The organism is Arthrobacter sp. P4_H3 (assembly GCF_056400885.1).
The window spans coordinates 1-19,217 of sequence record NZ_JBFUKK010000008.1 but is presented as its reverse complement, the minus strand read 5'-3'; the positions used below and the strand labels follow the sequence as shown (position 1 = coordinate 19,217).

Here is a 19,217-nt window from a genome sequence, read left to right as displayed (position 1 = left end):
AACTGATGTCCCTTATTCGCGCGCTCAGCAAGGAACTGGAGGCACGCAGCGATGACTCGTTGCGGGCCTTGTTCTCCGCGCGGCCGGACCTCATCTCACCGAACGTTCCGGACTTCCCGGCCCTGGCAGCCCGGGCCAGCGCGCGCGTCAGTGTGCAACGGGCGCTGGAGCGGCTGAACCGGCCGCAGATGCAGGTCCTGGAGACCCTTCACCTTTGCACCAACACGGACACTGCCCACAGCGCTTCTGCTGCGGGGCTGAAGAAACTGGTCCATGGCGCGTCGCTTTCCGCCATTGAACGGATCCTGCATTCCCTTGAGGAACTGGCCCTGGTGCACCGTGCCGATCCTCCGCACGGCGTCGCACTGCCTGCCGGTCCCCGCCAGCGGTTCTATCTTCCCGTGGGAAGCCTTCGGGACGTCGTGGGAATCTATCCGGCCGGGCTGGGCCGCAGCTACACCGAGCTGGTCCGGCTGCAGCCGGCCTTCGCCCAGCGCGTGGTGCAACTCGTGGCCGAGCTGCACCACAGCGGTGCCGCTATCCATCCCGCAACAACGCCCATGGAAGCCGCCCTGTCGCTGCAGCACTGGACGGCCACCCCGGAGGCGCTGAACCGGATCCTCGCCACGGCCCCGGAGCGGACCACCGGGCTCCTGGCACGCTTCGGGAACTGGGCCATGGGCGCGGTCCCCCAGGCGCAACGGCGCGCTTCAGTCCTTAACGAAGGTTCCGACGTCGGCCCGGTGGATTGGCTCCTGGCCAGGGGCCTCCTGGTGCCGCTGGACGCCGCGCACGTGGAGTTGCCGCACAGCGTGGGCATCTCGCTCCGCGGCGGCGCCGTGATCGAGGATTTCACCCTGACTCCCCCTGTCCCCCGGCTTGGACAGACCACGGCAGCACTACGGCGCAATGCCGCCTTGGGCGCCATCGCGGAAACCCTCCGGCTGACAGGCGACCTCCTGTACTGCGTGCGCGAGCAGCCGCTCGTGACATTGCGGAGCGGCGGCGTCGGGGTGCGCGAGATGAAGCGGCTGGCCGACGCGCTCCGGATCGAACTGCACGACGCCGGCCTGCTGGTGGAGCTCTGCGCCCTCGCCGGGCTCGTCCGGCTTGACGTTGACAGCTCCGCCTGGGTCCAGCCGGAGCAGCTGGAGTGGCTTACGCTGCCGCGGCAGGAGCAGTGGCTGTGGCTGGTCAACGCCTGGCTGGCCAGCGAGCGCGCCCCGTCGCTGGTGGGGCAGCCCATCACCGGCCCCGGCGCGGGCCCTGCCCCGCATCGTGCAGCGGCTGGCACCACCATCAACGCACTGTCCGCTGAAGCCCAGCGGCCCGACGCCCCGGTGGTCCGGAAGCGGATTCTGGAGATCCTGAACGAACTTACGCTTGAGGCGGCCGAGGCGGACGGCAAGGCCCCGGTGCTTGACGCCGCGGCGGTGCTGCAACGGGCGGAGTGGACCCAGCCCCGCATGGCCAGGCGATTTAGTTCGCTGATCCGCGGTGTCCTCGCCGAAGCCGAAATGCTCGGCCTCATCGGGTCGGGTGCGCTCAGCCAGCTGGGCTCGGCCATAGCCGCCGAGCGTCCGGATGAGGCTTTGGACATCCTGGGAGAGCATCTGCCGGCCGCACTCAACCACGTCCTGCTGCAGGCCGACCTTACCGCTGTGGCGCCGGGATACCTGGCACCTGAGCTGAGCGAAAAGCTCCTTATGATGGCCGACGCCGAGGGCCAGGGCCCGGCCACCATCTACCGCTTCTCCGTGGCCTCGATCCGTCGCGCCCTCGACGCCGGCCACGATGCCGCCAGTTTGTTGGGCTTCCTGCGCGAGCATTCGGCCACCGCGGTGCCGCAGCCGCTTGAGTACCTCGTGGAGGACACGGCGGCGCGTCACGGCAGGCTCCGTGTGGGCGGCGCCTCCAGTTTTATCCAGAGCGACGATGAGGACGCCCTGCTGGAGCTAGTCAAGGAATCCAGCGCGTCCGGGCTGGGGCTGGTACGCATCGCGCCCACAGTCCTCATATCCCGCGCAGGGCCCAAGGAAACCGCCCAGGTATTGCGCGCCCTGGGACTGTCACCGGCCGTCGAGGAACCGGAATCAGCGCTGGTCCGGCTGCGCCGCACCACTGCCGTTCCGGGCAGCGGGCGCCCGGTGTACAGCGCGCCGCGGACGGCGCCTCCGGAGGCCGACGTCGACGCCCAGCTGGTGATTCTCCGCAGCCACAAGGGCCCCCACAGCGGGAACGGCAACGGGAGCCACCGCCCGTCGGCGGGTTCAACTGGTGAGGAAGCAACGCAGCTCGGGCTCGAAACCCTGCAGAAGGCCATCCGGCTCCGGCAGTCCGTGGTGATGAACGTTGTGGACAGCCAGGGGAATTCCAGCCGCGAAACGGTTGTTCCGGTTTCTGTGAGCGGAGGACGGGTCAGGGTGTTCGACCCCGCCCGCGAAACCGAGCGGGTGCTCTCCATCCACCGGATCATCGATATTGAGGCGGAAGAGGAATTCCAGCAGTGACCAGCATCCACCCGACCGGGAGCCTTCGGGCGTTGGCGCCGTGAACGACGGCCCCCTGATTGTCCAAAGCGACAAAACCATCCTGCTCGAAGTGGACCATGAGCAGGCAACGGAGGCCAGGCACGCCATCGCCGCCTTCGCCGAGCTTGAGCGCGCGCCGGAGCACGTGCACAGCTACCGCCTCACTCCCCTGGGCCTGTGGAATGCCCGCGCGGCAGGGCTGGACGCTGAACGGGTGCTGGACACCCTCCTCAAGTATTCACGTTTTCCCGTCCCGCATTCCCTGCTCATCGACATCGAAGAAACCATGTCCCGGTACGGAAGGCTGCGGTTGGAAAAGGATCCGCAGCACGGGCTGGTGATGCGGACCAACGATTACCCCGTGCTCGAGGAAGTCTGCCGTGCCAAGAAGATCCAGCCCCTGCTGGGCCCGCGCATCGACGGCGAAACCGTGGTGGTCCATTCCTCGCAGCGGGGGCAGCTAAAGCAGTTGCTCCTCAAGATCGGCTGGCCCGCAGAGGACCTGGCCGGCTACGTGGACGGCACGCCCCACCCCATCATGCTCAATGAAACCGGCTGGAAGCTCCGGCCGTACCAGAAGCTGGCCACGGAGAACTTCTGGGCTGGCGGCAGCGGAGTGGTGGTGCTCCCCTGCGGCGCTGGCAAAACGCTGGTGGGCGCAGCGGCCATGGCCATCAGTTCCACCACGGTGTTGATCCTCGTGACCAACACCGTGTCCGCCCGGCAATGGAAGGACGAGCTCATCAAGCGGACGTCGCTGACGGCGGACGAAATCGGCGAGTACTCCGGCTCGGTCAAGGAAGTCCGCCCGGTCACGATTGCGACGTACCAGGTCCTCACGACGAAACGCGGCGGGCTCTATCCCCACCTGGAGCTGGTGGACGGCCACGACTGGGGCCTGATCATCTACGACGAGGTCCACCTGCTGCCGGCACCCATCTTCCGGATGACAGCGGACCTGCAGGCCCGACGGCGGCTCGGCCTGACGGCCACGCTGGTGCGCGAGGACGGCCGCGAAGGCGAAGTCTTCAGCCTGATCGGCCCCAAGCGCTACGACGCCCCGTGGAAGGACATCGAGGCCCAGGGCTACATCGCGCCGGCGGACTGCGTGGAAGTCAGGGTGGACCTGCCGCACGACGAACGTGTTGCGTACGCCATGGCCGAGGACGCCGACAAATACAGGCTGTGCGCCACCTCCGAAACCAAGTCCGATGTGGTGGAACAACTGGTGGCACAGCACCGGGGCGAGCAGCTGCTGGTGATCGGCCAGTACATTGACCAGCTGGACGAACTGGGCGAACGGCTGCAGGCCCCGGTCATCAAAGGCGACACGTCCGTGAAGGAACGCCAGAAGCTGTTCGACGCGTTCCGGGCGGGCGAGGTGCAGACCCTGGTGGTTTCCAAGGTGGCCAACTTTTCCATTGACCTCCCCGAAGCCTCCGTCGCCATCCAGGTGTCCGGCTCCTTCGGTTCCCGGCAGGAGGAAGCCCAGCGCCTGGGCCGCCTGCTGCGCCCCAAACAGGACGGCCGCGCGGCGCGGTTCTATTCACTGGTGGCACGGGACACGCTCGACCAGGACTTCGCAGCGAAGCGCCAGCGCTTCCTGGCGGAGCAGGGCTATGCCTACCGGATCATGGATGCCAAGGACGTGGGACGGAATCCCACAGCCACCTGAGCGGACCTCCCAAGGCCGGGCCCATGGGACACACAACATTCATTCAGAAAACTCCCAGATTCTGGGAGCATCATGGGAGGTATGAAAAAGAACGGTCCCGAAGCCAAGCTGCTCGTCGTCGATGATGAACCAAACATCCGCGAGTTGCTCTCCACGTCGCTGAGGTTCGCCGGCTTCGAGGTCGTCTCGGCCGGCAACGGACGCGATGCCCTCGCCGCCGCCGAGCTCCACTCCCCCGATCTTGCGGTCCTTGACGTCATGCTGCCCGATATGGACGGCTTCACGGTGACCCGCCGGCTGCGTGCCGCCGGCAAGCACTTCCCCGTCCTCTTCCTCACCGCCAAGGATGACACCGAAGACAAAGTCACCGGCCTCACCGTCGGCGGCGACGACTATGTCACCAAACCCTTCAGCCTGGACGAGGTGGTGGCCCGGATCCGCGCCGTACTGCGGCGCACCCAGCCCATGATTGACGACGATGCCGTGATCCGGGTGGACGACCTGGAGCTCGACGACGACGCCCACGAGGTGCGGCGCGGCGGGACTGTCATTGAGCTCTCGCCCACCGAGTTCAAGCTCCTGCGCTACCTCATGCTGAACCCGAACCGGGTCCTGTCCAAGTCCCAAATCCTGGACCACGTCTGGGAATACGACTTCAACGGCGACGCCTCGATCGTGGAGTCCTACATCTCCTACCTGCGCCGCAAGGTTGACATCGATCCCGATGCCCCCGCCCTCATCCAGACCAAGCGCGGGGTGGGCTACGTACTGCGGACAGCCGAGAAGCGCTGACCTTGCTGCACCGTTGGAAGTCGGCCTCACTGCGTTCCCAGCTGGTGGCCATCATGATGGCGCTGATGCTGGTGGCACTCGCTGTGACCGGTTCCGGCACGCTCACGCTCCTGCACAGCTACCTGCAGGGGCAGGTGGACGACAAGCTAAAGGTCGCCGTCAATTCCGTTAAGCAGCAGCAATCCTTCAGCCAGTTGCAGGAACAGAACCCGAATATCCCCACGGACTACTCCCTCATGCTCCTGCGCCCGGACCAGGACCCCTTCCCGTTCGGCGGCAGCAAGGACTCCCACCCGGACATCGCCAGCCTTTCCCCGGCGGATGCCAAGAGGCTCGATCTGGACCCGTTCCAGGTCCGCGGGACCGACGGGCGCAACTGGCGCGTCGTGGCGCTGAACGTGCTGGACGGTAACCAGCGCAACGCCGTCGTGATTATCGGGCTGCCGCTGGCTCCCGTGGACTCCGTCGTGGAACACGCTGCGCTGGTGGTGATCGGGGTGGGCTTCCTGACGCTGGTTCTTGCCTTCTTCATTGCCACCTGGACGGTGTCCAGGTCCTTCCGCCCGTTGACGCGGGTCGAAAAGACAGCAGCAGCCATCGCTGCGGGTGACCTGTCGCGCCGCGTCGATGTGGAGAATCCCGCCACGGAAGTGGGCCGGCTGGGCGGCTCGCTCAACGCGATGCTCAGCCACATTGAGTCCGCCTTCGCAGCCAGGATGGCCTCGGAGGAGCGGATGCGCCGCTTTGCCGCTGACGCTTCGCATGAGCTTCGCACTCCCCTCGTGACGATCCGGGGGTTCTCCGAGCTCTACCGCCAGGGTGCCCTGACCAAGGAGGAGGACGTGGCCACCGCGATGGGGCGGATCGAGAGCGAGGCCAAACGGATGGGCTCCATGGTGGAGGACCTGCTGCTCCTGGCCCGGCTGGACGAGCAGCGCCCCCTGCAGCAAAAGCCCGTGGACCTGCTGCTCCTGGCCAACGACGCCGTGGTGGACACCCAGGCCAGCGACCGGGACCGGAACATATCACTGACCGGCCTCGACGGCGGGCCACCGTCTCCGGCGCCGGTGCTGGGCGATGAGGCGAAACTCCGCCAGGTGGTGGGAAACCTGGTGGGCAACGCCCTGCGCTACACCCCGGCAGGAACGCCCCTTGAACTCGCAGTGGGCGTACGGACCGGCGACACCGGCCAACGCCGCTCTGTCATCGAGGTGCGCGACCATGGCCCCGGGATCTCCGAGGCCGAGGCCCCGCGGATCTTCGAGCGTTTTTACCGGGCGGACACCTCGCGGACCCGCGAAACAGGCGGCAGCGGCCTGGGTCTGGCCATCGTGGCGGCCATCGTGGGCTCCCACTCCGGCTACGTCCGGGTGGAACAGACCGACGGCGGCGGTGCCACCATGGTTGTCAGCCTTCCGTTCCAGGACGAGGCAGCTCACTTTGCAGACAGCAACCACGACGGCGGCGACGGCGGCGAGGTTGTCCACATATAGGCAGTGGTTGTAGCGCGGTTTTCCGCCCACTTCCTAGGCTCGACGTAGCGGTCCCAACACCCGGGGCCGTCCGCAGGCTTGAACAAGCGTGCGCACTGCGTCGAAGGGCAATAACCATGAGCATCATCTCTGTTGATACCGAGCTGCTCCAGCTCAAGTCAGCGAACGTCAAGGCCACGGTGGACCGCATCAGCGCGGACGTCCAGGCGATGAAGCGCGGGCTGGATGAACTGCAGGGCACCTGGCGCGGATCCGCTGCCACCAACTTCCAGGCGCTGATCACGGAGTGGAGCCTCACCCAAGGCAAAGTCGAGGCTTCCCTCGCCTCCATCAACCTTGCCCTCACCTCGGCGGCCGCCACGTACGCCCAGGCCGAGCAGGGCAATGCCCAGCGGTTTAGCTGAACCGGACAGATGATGTGTGCTGCCGACTCCTTGGGCCAACGTGTTTGGCGGATGTGCGGCCGGGCTGCACCGCCGGGCCGCGGCTTACGCTTCCGGTGTTCCCTGGTGAAAGCGCAGGCGCCACTGGGATCCATCGAGGACCCAGAGCGAACTGCGGAGCGAGGATCCCGCCCTTCCCTTGCTGCGGTAGGTCAACAGGACTGCCTCAGCTCCGACCCGATCGGCGCCGATCAGGTCCAGTTCAGCTCCGCCGCCGGGGTTTTCCTCGAGCGCCATCATCATTGAATCCCGCGTCCACAGCCGCCCTGACGTGCCGATCTCCGTGAACTCCGGGTGCAGCAGCACTCCTGTACGCCCGATGTCGGCGCGGGTGTCGGGGCGGAGCAGCTCCCGTTCCTGTGCCTCAACGATGGCCTCAGGGGCTGCCTCCGGCCCGGCCTGCGCGGCGAAGGGATCCGCCTCCAGCTCACTGAAAAGGTCAGGCTCGCTGAATAGGTCCGGCTGATTGCTGGGTCCCGGCGGGGTGAGGAGCTCCCGCCGCCCTGCCACCTTGAGGGAGGCGGCTGCGGAGGCTCCGCCCGCTGCATTGTCTGTTCCACCGCCGGCTCCCGTGCGCGGCCGGGAGGCCCCGTCCCCGCGCACGAAGCCCGGGCCTGACCGCACGGCAACGCCCTGCTGATAGGCGGTCGCGGCAGCCCTGGCGCGGTCGTCAGCGGCTTCGTTCAGGTCATGGCCGGCGTGACCCCGCACCCATTCAAAGCGGTACTTGCGTCCTGCAAGCGAATGGTCGATTTCGCGAAGGATCTCCACGTTCAGCACGGGTTTGCCGTCCGCCTTGCGCCAGCCCTTGCGCTTCCACCCCGGCATCCATTTGGTCACCGAGTTAATCACGTATTGGCTGTCGCACAGGATGTGCAGTTCCTCGTCCGGAAGGTGCGCCGTGCAGCGGAAAAGATCCAGCACAGCCATCAGCTCGCCCTGGTTGTTTGTCCCGTGCGGCCAGCCGCCCGCCCGCCAGCAGTCATCATTCACGTACCAGGCCCATCCGGCCGGACCGGGATTTCCTAAAGCCGAACCGTCGGCTGCTGCAGTAATCGTCACCGCACTATCCTGCCAGACCGGCCCGACATTGTGGTTCTCCGCAGCAGGAACCAGTCCAGTGGACACGGGTCCAGTACCCGCCTGGCGGGACTGCCGGCCGCCGTCCGCAGCCGTCCCTGCCGACGCGGCTTGGGCCCGCAACGCAAAAGTGCGGCCCCCTCGAATCGAGGGAGCCGCACTTAGTGTGTGCGTCAGGCGCGGTTGGACAGGTTAGAACCCGCCCATACCGCCCATCTCGTCGCCGCCACCCATGGCCGGAGCGTTCTTCTCCGGCTTGTCGGCCACTACGGCCTCGGTGGTGAGGAACAGGCCCGCGATGGAAGCGGCGTTCTGCAGAGCAGAGCGCGTTACCTTCACGGGGTCGTTGATGCCGGCAGCCAGCAGGTCAACGTACTGCCCGGTTGCGGCGTTCAGGCCGTGACCTGCAGGCAGGCCGCGGACCTTGTCCACAACAACGCCCGGCTCAAGGCCGGCGTTGAATGCGATCTGCTTCAGCGGTGCGTCGATGGCAACGCGGACGATGTTCGCGCCCGTTGCTTCGTCGCCTTCGAGCTGCAGGTTGGCGAATGCCTTGGCGCCAGCCTGGATGAGGGCTACGCCGCCACCGGCAACGATGCCTTCTTCAACAGCAGCCTTGGCGTTGCGGACAGCGTCCTCAATGCGGTGCTTGCGTTCCTTGAGCTCAACTTCGGTAGCGGCACCGGCCTTGATGACTGCAACGCCGCCGGCCAGCTTGGCCAGCCGTTCCTGCAGCTTCTCGCGGTCGTAGTCGGAATCGGAGTTCTCGATCTCGGCGCGGATCTGGGAAACGCGGCCGGCGATCTGGTCTGCGTCGCCTGCACCCTCGACGATGGTGGTCTCGTCCTTGGTGACAACAACCTTGCGTGCCTTGCCCAGGAGTTCAAGGCCGGCGGTCTCAAGCTTGAGGCCGACTTCCTCGGAGATGACCTGGCCACCGGTGAGGATGGCGATGTCCGCGAGCTGCGCCTTGCGGCGGTCGCCGAAGCCCGGAGCCTTGACGGCGACGGACTTGAAGGTGCCACGGATCTTGTTGACGATCAGGGTGGCCAGGGCCTCGCCCTCGATGTCTTCGGCAATGATCAGCAGCGGCTTGCTGGACTGCATGACCTTCTCGAGGACAGCAACCAGTTCCTTGACGTTGGAGATCTTGGAGTTGACGATCAGGATGTACGGATCCTCGAGGACCGTTTCCTGGCGCTCAGCGTCGGTGACGAAGTAAGCGGAGATGTAGCCCTTGTCGAAGCGCATGCCTTCGGTGAGCTCAAGCTCGAGGCCGAAGGTGTTGGACTCCTCGACGGTGATAACACCTTCCTTGCCAACCTTGTCCAGCGCTTCAGCGATCAGCGCGCCGATTTCGTCGTCACCGGCGGAGATCGATGCCGTAGCGGCGATCTCTTCCTTGGTTTCGATTTCCTTGGCGGAAGCGAGCAGCTCGATGGTGACGGCTTCAACAGCCTTCTCGATGCCGCGCTTCAGGGACAGCGGGTCAGCGCCGGCTGCGACGTTGCGCAGGCCTTCCTTGACCAGGGCCTGTGCCAGCACGGTTGCCGTGGTGGTGCCGTCGCCAGCGACGTCGTCCGTCTTCTTGGCAACTTCCTTGACCAGCTCGGCGCCGATCTTCTCGTAGGGATCGTCCAGCTCGATCTCCTTGGCGATGGAAACACCATCGTTGGTGATCGTGGGGGCGCCCCACTTCTTTTCGAGGACGACGTTGCGTCCACGCGGGCCGAGGGTGACCTTGACGGCGTCGGCGAGGATGTTCAGGCCCCGCTCAAGACCGCGGCGTGCCTCTTCATCAAATGCAATGATCTTGGCCATAACGGCAGTAGTCCTTTCGGGACAGTCGTTAAGAATGAACCTTCGCTGCGGTGCCCGCGACGGACGACCCTTCACCGTCGGCCTCTGTATGCCGCGCGGATGGGATCTCACCCCAGCAAGGTATTTCTTTCGCTCCTTGTCCTTCCCGCTTAGTCCACAACCGGCCGGAACCGGGCGTCGATTTAGCAGTCAGTCCGTGGGAGTGCTAAGTCAATAATTAGCACTCCCCCGGGGAGAGTGCAAGCAGAGACTGCGGGAAATGGCGCGCCTGCGGCCCGCGCTACGCTAGGAGCGATCAGCCGACGGCGCGGGCGGCAGTTTCGCTGCCGGTCATCCTGGCCTTGTTGTCCGCGGAATAAGTGAACACCATGTAGTTGGCCGAGGTTACGTCCCCGTTGGCGTCGAAGCCGATCCGGCCGGACTCGCCGTCGTAATCCGCAGGCTTTCCGGCCTTGATGGCGTCGGCGCATTCCTTGTAGTTTTTGCACACCGCGGCCGTGTCCTCCCCCGAGGCTGCGGCCGGCACTGTTCCGCCGGACTTCGCACTCCCGCCGGAGACGGCGATCAGCCGCGCAGCAATGGAGGATCCGGCGTCGTCCTGGGCCGCGGCCGCGGCGATGGCCGCCAGGTTCACCGCGTCGTAGGTTTCCGCGGCGAACGTCATGTCCTTGAGCCCGGGATCAACCGCCACGAGCTCGCCCTGGAAATGCGCAGTCGGGAAGACGCCCGGAAGGATCCCGCGGGCGCCGTCGAGGGCCTTTGACCCGAGGGCGGAGCCGTACTGGTTGATGGCGCCGTCGCTGAGGATGAGCTTGCTGCCGGCCAGACCTTTGTTGTTGAGTTCTGCAATGGCGCCCTGGGCTCCGGTGCGCGCCACCAGGACGACGGCGTCCGGGCCGGCGGCCTTGGCGGCCGCGGCCGCCTGTTGTGCCTGGCCAGGCGTGAATTCGGCATCGGCGACGGTGCCAAGGCCGGCCGCCTTGGCGGCCGCTGCAACGGCCACGGCGACATCCTTGCCGTAGCTGCCTTCCTCGTGGAGGACCGCTATGGTCCTGGCCCCGCCGTCCTTGGCCAGTTTGACCAGGACGGGAGCCTGGGCGACGTCGGCTGCTGCCGTGCGGAAGTAATACCCCCCGCTCCTGTACCGGGAGAGTCCGTGCGCGGCATTCGCCGGGGAAATGACAGCCACTTTGGCGCGGGCCAGGACATCAATCGCGCCAGGCGCGCGGCTTGAGTCGGTGGGACCAATGACCACATCGGCCTTCGCCGCCACGAGTTCCTTGGCCTGGGCCGTTGTATCCTCGCTGATTTTCTCCGGGAGCAGCTCCACCGGCCGCCCCTTGTGGCCCCCTGCGGCGTTGATCTCCTCGACGGCGAGCTTGGCCGCCGCGAGCTGCGCGGAGTTCAGGAATGACTGCTTTCCAGTGCTGTCCAGGATCAGGCCGATGCGCAGGGTCCCGTCACCGCCGGCATCGACCGTGGCGACACGGGCGTTTCCGGTCTGGCCAGAGCAGCCAGCCAGCACCAGCGCCGCGCCCGCGGCAAGCACCACAGCGGCGAACCGCAGCCTCGCACTACCGGAGCGGACGGGGATCGTTGCGCCATGCACCGCCGCGGAAGCAAGCATCAGACCGGCCGGACGTTCTCTGCCTGGGGACCCTTTTCGCCTTCGCCTACTTCGAACTGCACCCGCTGCCCTTCGTCCAGGGCCCGGTAGCCCTCGCCCTCGATGGCCGACCAGTGGACGAAGACGTCGTCGCCGGAGCCGTCAACGGTGATGAAGCCATAGCCTTTTTCGGCGTTGAACCATTTGACGGTTCCCAATGCCATGTTGCCCACACTTTCCGGTTGCTTCTGTTCGGTCCACGTCACTGTGCACCGTCGGGACGGTCCGCGCGTTGCGGCGCGGCATCCGGAATCACTCTAGCTATTGCCGTTGCCGGGCGCAGGGCCGCGGCCTGCGAGCCCCCAATAGTTATTCAGGCGTAACCGAATTCCGCTACTGGAAGCCGGGCCCGAGGACCACCACAACAGGCTGCTGGAATTCGGCGGAGTCAACGAGCGAGGTGATGTTGAGGAGTTCCCCCAAGGCCTCTGCGTTGGCTTTTTGCTCAGCTCCGTTGTAGTAGATCACGGAGGACTGTTGCGGCATTCCGCCCCAGTTGCCCACCGGTCCCAGTGTCCAGCCATCCGCCGAAACAGTGCTGCTCACGCGGCCCGCAAGCCCCGCAGTCGCGGTCCCGTTGTAGACCGCCACGGGCTGGGACTTGTCAACAACCGGTGCATCGTCCTCGGGAGCGGTGGACTGAGCGCCGGTGGTGGGGAGCGCTTCACTGGCGGAGGGAGTCGTAGTTGGATCCGCGCTGGGCTCGGCGCCCTGGGATGCTGTCTGCGACGCTTCAGCGGAGGAGGAAGCGGAGGGGCTTTCCTGGGCGGACCCTGCCGCCATGAGCGGGGTCCCGGTGGGGACGAATCCCAGTTTGGGCAGGAACAGGAAGGCAACCAGACCGATAGCGAGAGCCACGACGCCGACAGCCAGAATGGGTCCCAGCCGGCGCCGGGGAGCATCGGAAGCGACCCGGTGGACACCCTGTCGTGAGGAGGTCTCCGGGACCTTGTCGAATTCATCCCGAGCGTATTTGGTCATGGTAAAACGATGTCCTTGCTGGTACTTGCTGATTTCTCAGCCCTGACTCTTACGCGTCTGAGCCCAAACGGCGCGCCGTGCGTGCCCGTTGGCGTGACGTACGTAGTCTACGCAATCTCTTCACGAGCATGGGGTCGTGGGCGAGGGCGTCCTCGGTATCAATCAGCGTGTTGAGGATCTGGTAATAGTGGGTGGCGGAGAGGTCGAACAGCTCCCGGATGGCTTGCTCCTTTGCCCCGGCATACTTCCACCACTGCCGCTCGAGCCCCAGCATTTGCTGGTCCCGCTCACTCAGCCGTGAGCCCGGCTGCGGGGCGGGCAGGAGGTCCAGGGTCACCGCGGTTTGGCTGCCGGTGTCCGCAAGTGACAGATCATCGCGCGCTGGTTCGGCCACGGCAAACTCCTTCACTTGATCCGGTTAAAGTCTCTTTCCATGGTACGGGCGAATAACACGCCTGTCATTTACGCTGTGTGACGTGGCGAAGGGGAGGCCGAGCACTGCGAGAATGGACTCGTGTTTGATTCTGAAGCCTTGTTCGAGCTGGAGCCTGCCGTCGAGGGTGCTGACTTCGCCGAGATGGCGCGGATGCCGTTGGCGGAACTGGTGGCTCCCGACTGGGCCGCGGCGCTTGCCCCCGTCGAAGCGGAACTGCGCAGCGTCCTGAGGTTCCTGGCAGCTGAAGTGGCGGCCGGGCACCCGGTGCTTCCGGCGCCGTCGAACGTCCTGCGTGCCTTTCGGCGACCGCTGGCTGAGGTCAGGGTGCTCATCGTGGGCCAGGATCCGTACCCGACCCCTGGCCACCCCATCGGGCTGTCCTTCGCAGTGGACGGGCACACCCGGCCCATTCCTCGCAGCCTGGCGAATATCTACAAGGAACTTGAAGCCGACCTGGGCCTGCCGGCCCGGATACACGGTGACCTGTCGCGCTGGGCGGAGCAGGGGGTCCTCCTGCTGAACCGGGTCCTTACGGTCCGTGCGGGTGCGGCGGGGTCCCACCGCGGCAAAGGGTGGGAGGCCATCACGACGGCGGCCATTGCCGCCGTTGCCGGACGGCGCTCCGCCGACGGCAGCCCTGTGCCCTTAGTGGCCGTCCTGTGGGGCAAGGATGCCGAGACCGTCCGGCCCCTGCTGGGGAACGCACCCGTGCTGGCCAGCGCCCATCCCAGCCCGTTGTCAGCCTCGCGGGGATTCTTCGGTTCCCGGCCGTTCAGCCAAGCCAACGAAACGCTCCGGTCGTTGGGTTCGGAGCCGGTGGACTGGGAGCTTCCCCCAGTTACTTAGCCTAGGCTTACTTACATGACTTCACTGCCCGCAACCACTTCAGCCAGCCGAAAATCGCGTCCCCAGACGAATCTCACGGTCCTCAGGCGCGAGGAACTCTCGCCCCACATGGTGCGGATCGTGGCCGGCGGCGAGGGCTTCTCCAGCTACGTGAACAACGATTACGTCGACCGTTACGTGAAGATCGCCTTCCCCCAGCCCGACGTCGAATACCCGCTCCCCCTGGACCTCTGGGCGGTCCGGGAGTCCATGCCGCGTGAACAGTGGCCGCACACCCGGACGTACACGGTGCGCTGGGTTGATGAAGAAAACCGTGAGCTGGCCATCGACTTTGTGATCCACGGCGACGAGGGGCTGGCGGGGCCCTGGGCGGCCAAAGCCCAGCCCGGCGACAGCCTGGTGTTCACCGGGCCGGGCGGTGGCTACAACCCCGACCCTGCTGCCGACTGGCACCTCTTCGCCGGTGACGAGGCCGCCCTCCCTGCGATTACCGCCGCCATCGAGTCGTTGCCGCCGGAGGCCCGTGGCCAGGCGTTCCTGGAGGTGGACAGCGACGCCGAGATCCAGCCGGTAGCGGCACCGGCCGGGCTGCAGATCCGGTGGCTGCCGCGTAACGGCGTCCCTGCCGGAAGCAGCGAACTTCTGGTCAACGCCGTACGGGATGCCGAGTGGCCTGGCGGCCGGGTGCAGGTATTCGCCCACGGCGAGCGCGGCTACATGAAGTCCCTCCGGGAGGTCCTCTTCCGTGAGCGGGGCCTGGAACGCGGGCAGGTATCGCTTTCCGGGTACTGGGCCTGCGGACGGGTGGAGGACGACTTCCAGGCTGAAAAGAAGCTCCCCATCGGCCAGATCTAGCGGACCGATCCAGCGGACCGCGGGCGGGAACTGATCCGGAGGCGGAGGCTGTGCCCGGCTAGCGGCGGCGGGCGCGGCGGCGTTCGTTGCTGGCCAGGCTGCGGGTCAGCGGACGGGCCAGGGTATCGCCCAGAACGATCCCGGCGGCGACGCCGAGAACGATCGCCCCCGCGTTCAGCATGCCCCCGGCGCCCAGCAGGATATCCGACTCTTCGATCGTCAATACATACATGGACCGGAATATGGTGAGTCCCGGCAACAGGATCAGTGCGGCGGGGACGGCAACCACCAACTGCGGGGCGCCCATCCGGAGTGCCACCACCCGGCCGAGCAAGCCGATGACGACGGCGGCCAGGGCCGGCGAAAAGCGCGGCCCGATTCCCAGTGCCTCACCACCGATGAGGACCAGATAGCCGATGACACCCACGGCCGCCGTGGGGAGGAGAAGCTTCCAGGTTGTCTGTTCGGTGATCCCGATGGCGACGACGGCGATGGCAACGAAGGCCCCAATTGCCCACCACGGGTACGCCGGAGGGAAGGTTTTGGTGACGTCGATTGGCTCCATGCCGGTCTTTGCGACCACCACGAAGCCGACGGCGATGCCGGTCACGAGGGCGCCGAAGGTCAGGATGGTTGACAGGAAACGTCCGGCCGCAGTGACCGGGAATCCGTTGATGGCGTCCTGTACCGACGAGACGAGCCTTCCGGTCGGAAGCAGCAGCAGGATGCCGCCGACCACCACGATCTCGGGGGCGATCTGTATCCCCACCGGGCTGCCGAACCGCGACAAGAGCAGGGCGATGAAGGTGACCAGGAACGCGCACGAGGCGGTAATAAAGAAGTCCGGTGTGCGCCAGCGGCTCAGTCGCCGGGCCAAGAGGCTGACCAGCAGGTTGGACACGAAGGCAACCGCGGAGGCTCCGAGCCCGCCACCGAGCACACCGACGAAGACGGCGGCGAACACTGCAAACGCGACCGTAACCATCCAGCGTGGGAATGGCTTGGAGCTCCGGACGATTTCGTCCAGCCGGCGCACTGCCTCGTCGCGGCCGACACCGCCGGCCACAATCTCCGTGACCAACTGGTGCACCTGGGCCAGGCCCGCGTAGTTGTTGGTCCAGGACCGTACCACCCGCAGCAGGGTGATGGGTGTCTGGTCCTTGGGGGCGTAGTTGATGGCCACCGACTGGTTGGTGATGTCCACTTCGATGTGCTTCAGGCCCAGGGCGGCTGTGATAGCGATGATGCTGGTCTCCACTTCCAGGGCACCAGCACCGTACCGGAACATGGACTCGGCCAGGTGGAGCGCGAAGTCGATGGTCTTGCGCGCGGACGTGTCCACTCCCCCCACCTGGATCATGGGGTTGGCGTACGGGCTGCCCGCAAGCCTGTCCACGATGCTCATGGGGGCCGTGGGCGGGTTCTCACCCTGTACCAGCCTGCGCAGCATGCGCTTGGCCGCGGCGTTCTGTTGTACCTGGGACGCGGTGAGTGGTTCGGTCGGGGGCAGCTCCCCCGTGGGCGGCCTGCGGCGACCGTCCGGTGCTTTGGTCATTGCGGCCTCCTCAAGGGCATCACACGGGTTTAGTAGAACTGCTGGCCTGTTCGACGGGTGTACAGCTGGCGCGCGACGCGTTCGCCGGCGGCCAGCCAGGCCTTGTATTTCAGCGGACTGATCACCTGGTCGTAGCATCCCACGAAGTCGGTGACCGTCTTGCTGAAACTCGTCTTGAACAGCCCCAGCCCGTGGAACGGGTTGGAGGTGTCCTTGAGTTTGTCGCTTGGCGGCGTTCCGCAAAAGTCGTATTCCGTGCAGCCGAGTTCCTTGACCTGGTTGATCGCCGTCCATTGGACCAGATGGGAGTCGCCGTACTGGCTGCGCTTCTGCAGCGAACCGCCGTCCTTGTACGTCCCCTTCCGGCCGTAGTTGATCACGAAGGCGCCCACTGAGGGAACCCCGTTCTCGTAGACGAACAGCAGCCGGCCCTGGCCGCGCTCAATGAAGTTGGTCCAGAACTTCTGGTAGTACCCGTATTCCCGGACCCTGACCTGCGACTTCGCTTCCACCGTGGTGGTCATGAGGGCGTACATGGCCCGGAAGTTCTCCTCGGTGGCCTCCGCGTTGCGGACTTCCACACCCTCCCGGATGGCCCGGCGGACGGCGTTGCGCCCCCTGGAATGCAGGTTTCGCAGCAGCTGGTTCTCCTCCGGCGCGATATCGAGCAGCGCGGTGGAGTCGTTGGGCTGCAGGTTGTGGGTCTTGACCAGGCCCGCGCCCTCGATCACCCGTTTGGCATCCTCGGAGAGGATGATGTCAGGCTCGATCTTGATGGCGAAGACGCCGAGCCTTGCCCGCTTAACGAACTCGGCGTTTGCGGCGGCGATTCCCGGGATGTCCTCCACGGTTGCCACGTCCGGCCCCTTGATGAGGTACCAAAGCTTGCCGAGGACCGGGAAGGACTTCTCCAGCACCAGGTTGTAGCTCGTGTAGTCGGCCGTTTCGTAGACCAGGTGGAGGGGCTTCCAGCCGAAGTGCTGCTTGACCTCGGCAAAAGCCTCGGACTGCAGCAGGTTTCCGCCGTTCGGGTTCGCAGTGACGTGGGTGTCCCAGTTGGCGACCTCCTCGGCGGAGGCAAAGCGGGCGGTGAATTCTCGCAAGTGCGCGGTGTCCAATCTTTGCAGGCAGGGCTTCGGCTGCATGCCGGGCATGCAATCCATAAGTCTATCGGCCCTGCCTCGGAAGACACTGACCGGCACCCTCCCCCACGGCCGCGGACTCAGAGCCGGATCTGCTCCATGGACTCGAGCCGTAACGCCATGGGCTCCTTGCCCCGGGATCGCTGGCTCTTGACGAGCCGGTCCGCGTTCTCCAGCCGGGAAAGGCTCAGCCCGGTCAGCTCGGCGATCTGCCGCACCGGGACCTGAAAGGTGCGGAACGGACCAAGCGGCGGTGGTTCGTCCGCCAGGAGCCGTTCCCGGACAGCCTTCTTGAGCTCCACTTTCCCCAGCAGCGGCGACTGGTCCAGGAGGAATCCCGCGGCAGCAAGTTTTCCGTCCATGGTCCAGGCAGCGACTTTCCAGAACTTCCTGGGAATCTGGACGCCCCGGTAGGGCAAGTCGTCCTCCTCCAGGACGGGACCGGTGAAGACGCTGAGCTTGGCGTCGTTGAGGTCGGCATGGTTGAGCACATGGTCCTCCAGCCCGACCCACAGTTCCTTGCCCTGGTTGAAGTCGTCAACCTGGGGTGCGGCGTTGGTGAAGGCGAAGGTGTCCTGGTTGGCTGCCTTGGCCGTGGCCGTGTCGCCCCAGACGGGATCCAGCCGCCGCACGAGATGCCCGCGGTCGAAAGCGTTGTTCTTGTACACCTCCGGCCCTGCCTGCTGCTCCTTCGGAACCCGGGAATCAAAATGCCAGGTTCCTTCGCGGGCCAGCGGCACCAGCTCGCGTCCGTTGATGTTCACCCCGACGACGGCGGCCAGTTTGCGAGCGGCACGCAGCCGGACCGAAAAGTGGATGTAGTCAAGCAGAACCGTTGCTGCCGGCGGGCTGGGCAGCTCAAGGCGTGCCCGTAAGAAGTCCCGGTCATATCCCCCAGTCATAGCTCCATAGTGGCACTGACCCCTGACTGTGAACAGAGTCGGTGAACAGAGCGGGTGGAGCGGGAAACCCAGTGCCCGCGTGCCCGGTGCCGGTCCGGCGCTTGACGCGGCACTCCGGACTGGCAAGGGTTGAAGGATGCAGGCTCACCACGAACAGTCCATGGCCGGTCCCGGCGCGTCCGTCCGCGGGTCCGGGGCCGGCTTCGAAAGCCACAGCTCCGGCGTTCAGGTGCTCGGACTGGCGGTGTTCCTGGCTGCTTCCGCACTGGTCTCCTGGCTGGGTGCCATCGCCACGCTGAACAATGTTAACGGCTGGTACGTCGCCGCGGACAAGGCCCCGTGGTCACCGCCCAACTGGGTGTTCGGCCCGGTCTGGACGCTGCTCTATGTCGCCATGGCAGTGGCTGCATGGCTCGTCTGGCGCCGCCGTGCTGAACGCACCAGACCTGCGTTGGTTGCCTACGGGATCCAGCTGCTGCTGAACCTGGTGTGGACGCCGGTGTTCTTTGGCCTCTATCCGGTGATGGGCACGCCGGCGCTCTGGCTGGGCTTCGCCGTCATCATCGCCCTGATAATCGCCGTGACCGTAACCGTCCTGTTCTTCGGCCCCATCAGCCGTGCCGCCGGCCTCCTGCTGTTGCCCTACGTCTCCTGGCTGGTGTTCGCCGCCAGCCTGAACTTGTGGGCCGCACTGCACAACTGAGTCAGCACTCCACGACGTTGACGGCGAGGCCGCCCATGGCGGTTTCTTTGTATTTGGAGCTCATGTCCTTGCCGGTTTCGCGCATGGTGACGATGACTTCGTCGAGGGAGACCCGGTGTGTGCCGTCGCCCCAGAGCGCCATTTTGGCGGCGTTGATGGCCTTCGCCGCGGCGATGGCGTTGCGCTCGATACAGGGGATCTGCACGAGCCCGCCGATCGGGTCGCAGGTCAGGCCCAGGTTGTGTTCCATCGCGATCTCCGCGGCGTTCTCCACCTGCTGCGGGGTCCCGCCCATG

Annotated in this window: 18 protein-coding genes; 8 read left to right on the top strand and 10 right to left on the bottom strand. The window is 66.0% G+C overall.

Annotated elements, in window-relative coordinates:
• Nucleotides 1–5 precede the first annotated feature (5 nt).
• From AC1DRE_RS12500 to AC1DRE_RS12480, 5 genes are all read left to right on the top strand, one after another.
• Complete coding sequence (locus AC1DRE_RS12500) at nucleotides 6–2,510, top strand: helicase-associated domain-containing protein (RefSeq protein WP_476984939.1); 2,505 nt, start codon at nucleotides 6–8, stop codon at nucleotides 2,508–2,510.
• Between the two features lie 40 nt (nucleotides 2,511–2,550).
• The gene (locus AC1DRE_RS12495; protein WP_476984938.1) at nucleotides 2,551–4,206 is read left to right on the top strand and encodes a DNA repair helicase XPB; all 1,656 of its coding nucleotides are present in this window, start codon (nucleotides 2,551–2,553) and stop codon (nucleotides 4,204–4,206) included.
• An 81-nt stretch (nucleotides 4,207–4,287) separates the two neighbouring features.
• Entirely contained in the window at nucleotides 4,288–4,998 is a 711-nt protein-coding gene (locus AC1DRE_RS12490; RefSeq protein ID WP_104173653.1) for a response regulator transcription factor, read from the top strand.
• Nucleotides 4,999–5,000: 2 nt separating this feature from the next.
• Nucleotides 5,001–6,491: a sensor histidine kinase gene (locus AC1DRE_RS12485; protein ID WP_476984937.1), complete on the top strand. Its 1,491-nt coding sequence runs from the start codon at nucleotides 5,001–5,003 to the stop codon at nucleotides 6,489–6,491.
• 116 nt (nucleotides 6,492–6,607) lie between these two features.
• The gene (locus AC1DRE_RS12480) at nucleotides 6,608–6,895 is read left to right on the top strand and encodes a WXG100 family type VII secretion target (protein ID WP_476984936.1); all 288 of its coding nucleotides are present in this window, start codon (nucleotides 6,608–6,610) and stop codon (nucleotides 6,893–6,895) included.
• A gap of 84 nt (nucleotides 6,896–6,979) precedes the next feature.
• Here AC1DRE_RS12480 and AC1DRE_RS12475 read toward each other — a convergent pair whose 3' ends face one another.
• The 6 genes from AC1DRE_RS12475 to AC1DRE_RS12450 all read right to left on the bottom strand — a co-directional run bounded on the left by AC1DRE_RS12475 (nucleotide 6,980) and on the right by AC1DRE_RS12450 (nucleotide 12,819).
• The gene (locus tag AC1DRE_RS12475) at nucleotides 6,980–7,996 is read right to left on the bottom strand and encodes an RNase H family protein (RefSeq protein WP_476984935.1); all 1,017 of its coding nucleotides are present in this window, start codon (nucleotides 7,994–7,996) and stop codon (nucleotides 6,980–6,982) included.
• Between the two features lie 210 nt (nucleotides 7,997–8,206).
• Nucleotides 8,207–9,835 carry a chaperonin GroEL gene (gene groL / locus AC1DRE_RS12470; protein WP_104173656.1) on the bottom strand — a complete coding sequence of 543 codons (1,629 nt, stop codon included), beginning with the start codon at nucleotides 9,833–9,835 and terminating at the stop codon, nucleotides 8,207–8,209.
• Nucleotides 9,836–10,130: 295 nt separating this feature from the next.
• Nucleotides 10,131–11,462 (bottom strand): ABC transporter substrate-binding protein, encoded by a 1,332-nt coding sequence (locus tag AC1DRE_RS12465; RefSeq protein ID WP_476984934.1) that lies wholly within the window; start codon nucleotides 11,460–11,462, stop codon nucleotides 10,131–10,133.
• Nucleotides 11,462–11,665 (bottom strand): cold-shock protein, encoded by a 204-nt coding sequence (locus tag AC1DRE_RS12460; protein WP_476984933.1) that lies wholly within the window; start codon nucleotides 11,663–11,665, stop codon nucleotides 11,462–11,464. Before AC1DRE_RS12460 ends, AC1DRE_RS12465 begins: the two co-directional genes overlap by 1 nt.
• A 169-nt stretch (nucleotides 11,666–11,834) precedes the next feature.
• Nucleotides 11,835–12,482 carry a LytR C-terminal domain-containing protein gene (locus AC1DRE_RS12455; RefSeq protein WP_476984932.1) on the bottom strand — a complete coding sequence of 216 codons (648 nt, stop codon included), beginning with the start codon at nucleotides 12,480–12,482 and terminating at the stop codon, nucleotides 11,835–11,837.
• 49 nt (nucleotides 12,483–12,531) lie between these two features.
• Nucleotides 12,532–12,819 (bottom strand): DUF3263 domain-containing protein, encoded by a 288-nt coding sequence (locus AC1DRE_RS12450; RefSeq protein WP_258073917.1) that lies wholly within the window; start codon nucleotides 12,817–12,819, stop codon nucleotides 12,532–12,534.
• A gap of 177 nt (nucleotides 12,820–12,996) precedes the next feature.
• Here AC1DRE_RS12450 and AC1DRE_RS12445 point away from each other — a divergent pair, with 177 nt between their 5' ends.
• Nucleotides 12,997–13,764: a uracil-DNA glycosylase gene (locus tag AC1DRE_RS12445; RefSeq protein WP_476984931.1), complete on the top strand. Its 768-nt coding sequence runs from the start codon at nucleotides 12,997–12,999 to the stop codon at nucleotides 13,762–13,764.
• Between the two features lie 15 nt (nucleotides 13,765–13,779).
• A complete protein-coding gene (locus AC1DRE_RS12440; RefSeq protein ID WP_476984930.1) occupies nucleotides 13,780–14,619 on the top strand; it encodes a siderophore-interacting protein in 840 nt (279 codons plus the stop codon).
• Between the two features lie 58 nt (nucleotides 14,620–14,677).
• Here the strand turns inward: AC1DRE_RS12440 and AC1DRE_RS12435 are convergent, their stop codons facing one another.
• Genes AC1DRE_RS12435 through AC1DRE_RS12425 form a run of 3 tightly spaced genes read right to left on the bottom strand, consistent with a single transcriptional unit; the run spans nucleotide 14,678 to nucleotide 18,218 of the window.
• The gene (locus AC1DRE_RS12435; protein WP_476984929.1) at nucleotides 14,678–16,174 is read right to left on the bottom strand and encodes a threonine/serine exporter family protein; all 1,497 of its coding nucleotides are present in this window, start codon (nucleotides 16,172–16,174) and stop codon (nucleotides 14,678–14,680) included.
• Nucleotides 16,175–16,203: 29 nt separating this feature from the next.
• Complete coding sequence (locus AC1DRE_RS12430) at nucleotides 16,204–17,337, bottom strand: lipid II:glycine glycyltransferase FemX (RefSeq protein ID WP_476984928.1); 1,134 nt, start codon at nucleotides 17,335–17,337, stop codon at nucleotides 16,204–16,206.
• A 59-nt stretch (nucleotides 17,338–17,396) separates the two neighbouring features.
• Nucleotides 17,397–18,218 (bottom strand): DNA/RNA non-specific endonuclease, encoded by an 822-nt coding sequence (locus AC1DRE_RS12425; RefSeq protein WP_476984927.1) that lies wholly within the window; start codon nucleotides 18,216–18,218, stop codon nucleotides 17,397–17,399.
• A gap of 136 nt (nucleotides 18,219–18,354) precedes the next feature.
• On the opposite strand from AC1DRE_RS12425, the gene AC1DRE_RS12420 reads away from it, so the two are divergent.
• Entirely contained in the window at nucleotides 18,355–18,921 is a 567-nt protein-coding gene (locus tag AC1DRE_RS12420) for a TspO/MBR family protein (protein ID WP_476984926.1), read from the top strand.
• 1 nt (nucleotide 18,922) lies between these two features.
• Here AC1DRE_RS12420 and AC1DRE_RS12415 read toward each other — a convergent pair.
• Nucleotides 18,923–19,217: L-serine ammonia-lyase, iron-sulfur-dependent, subunit alpha (locus AC1DRE_RS12415; protein WP_476984925.1), on the bottom strand; the 295-nt coding region annotated here is incomplete at its 5' end.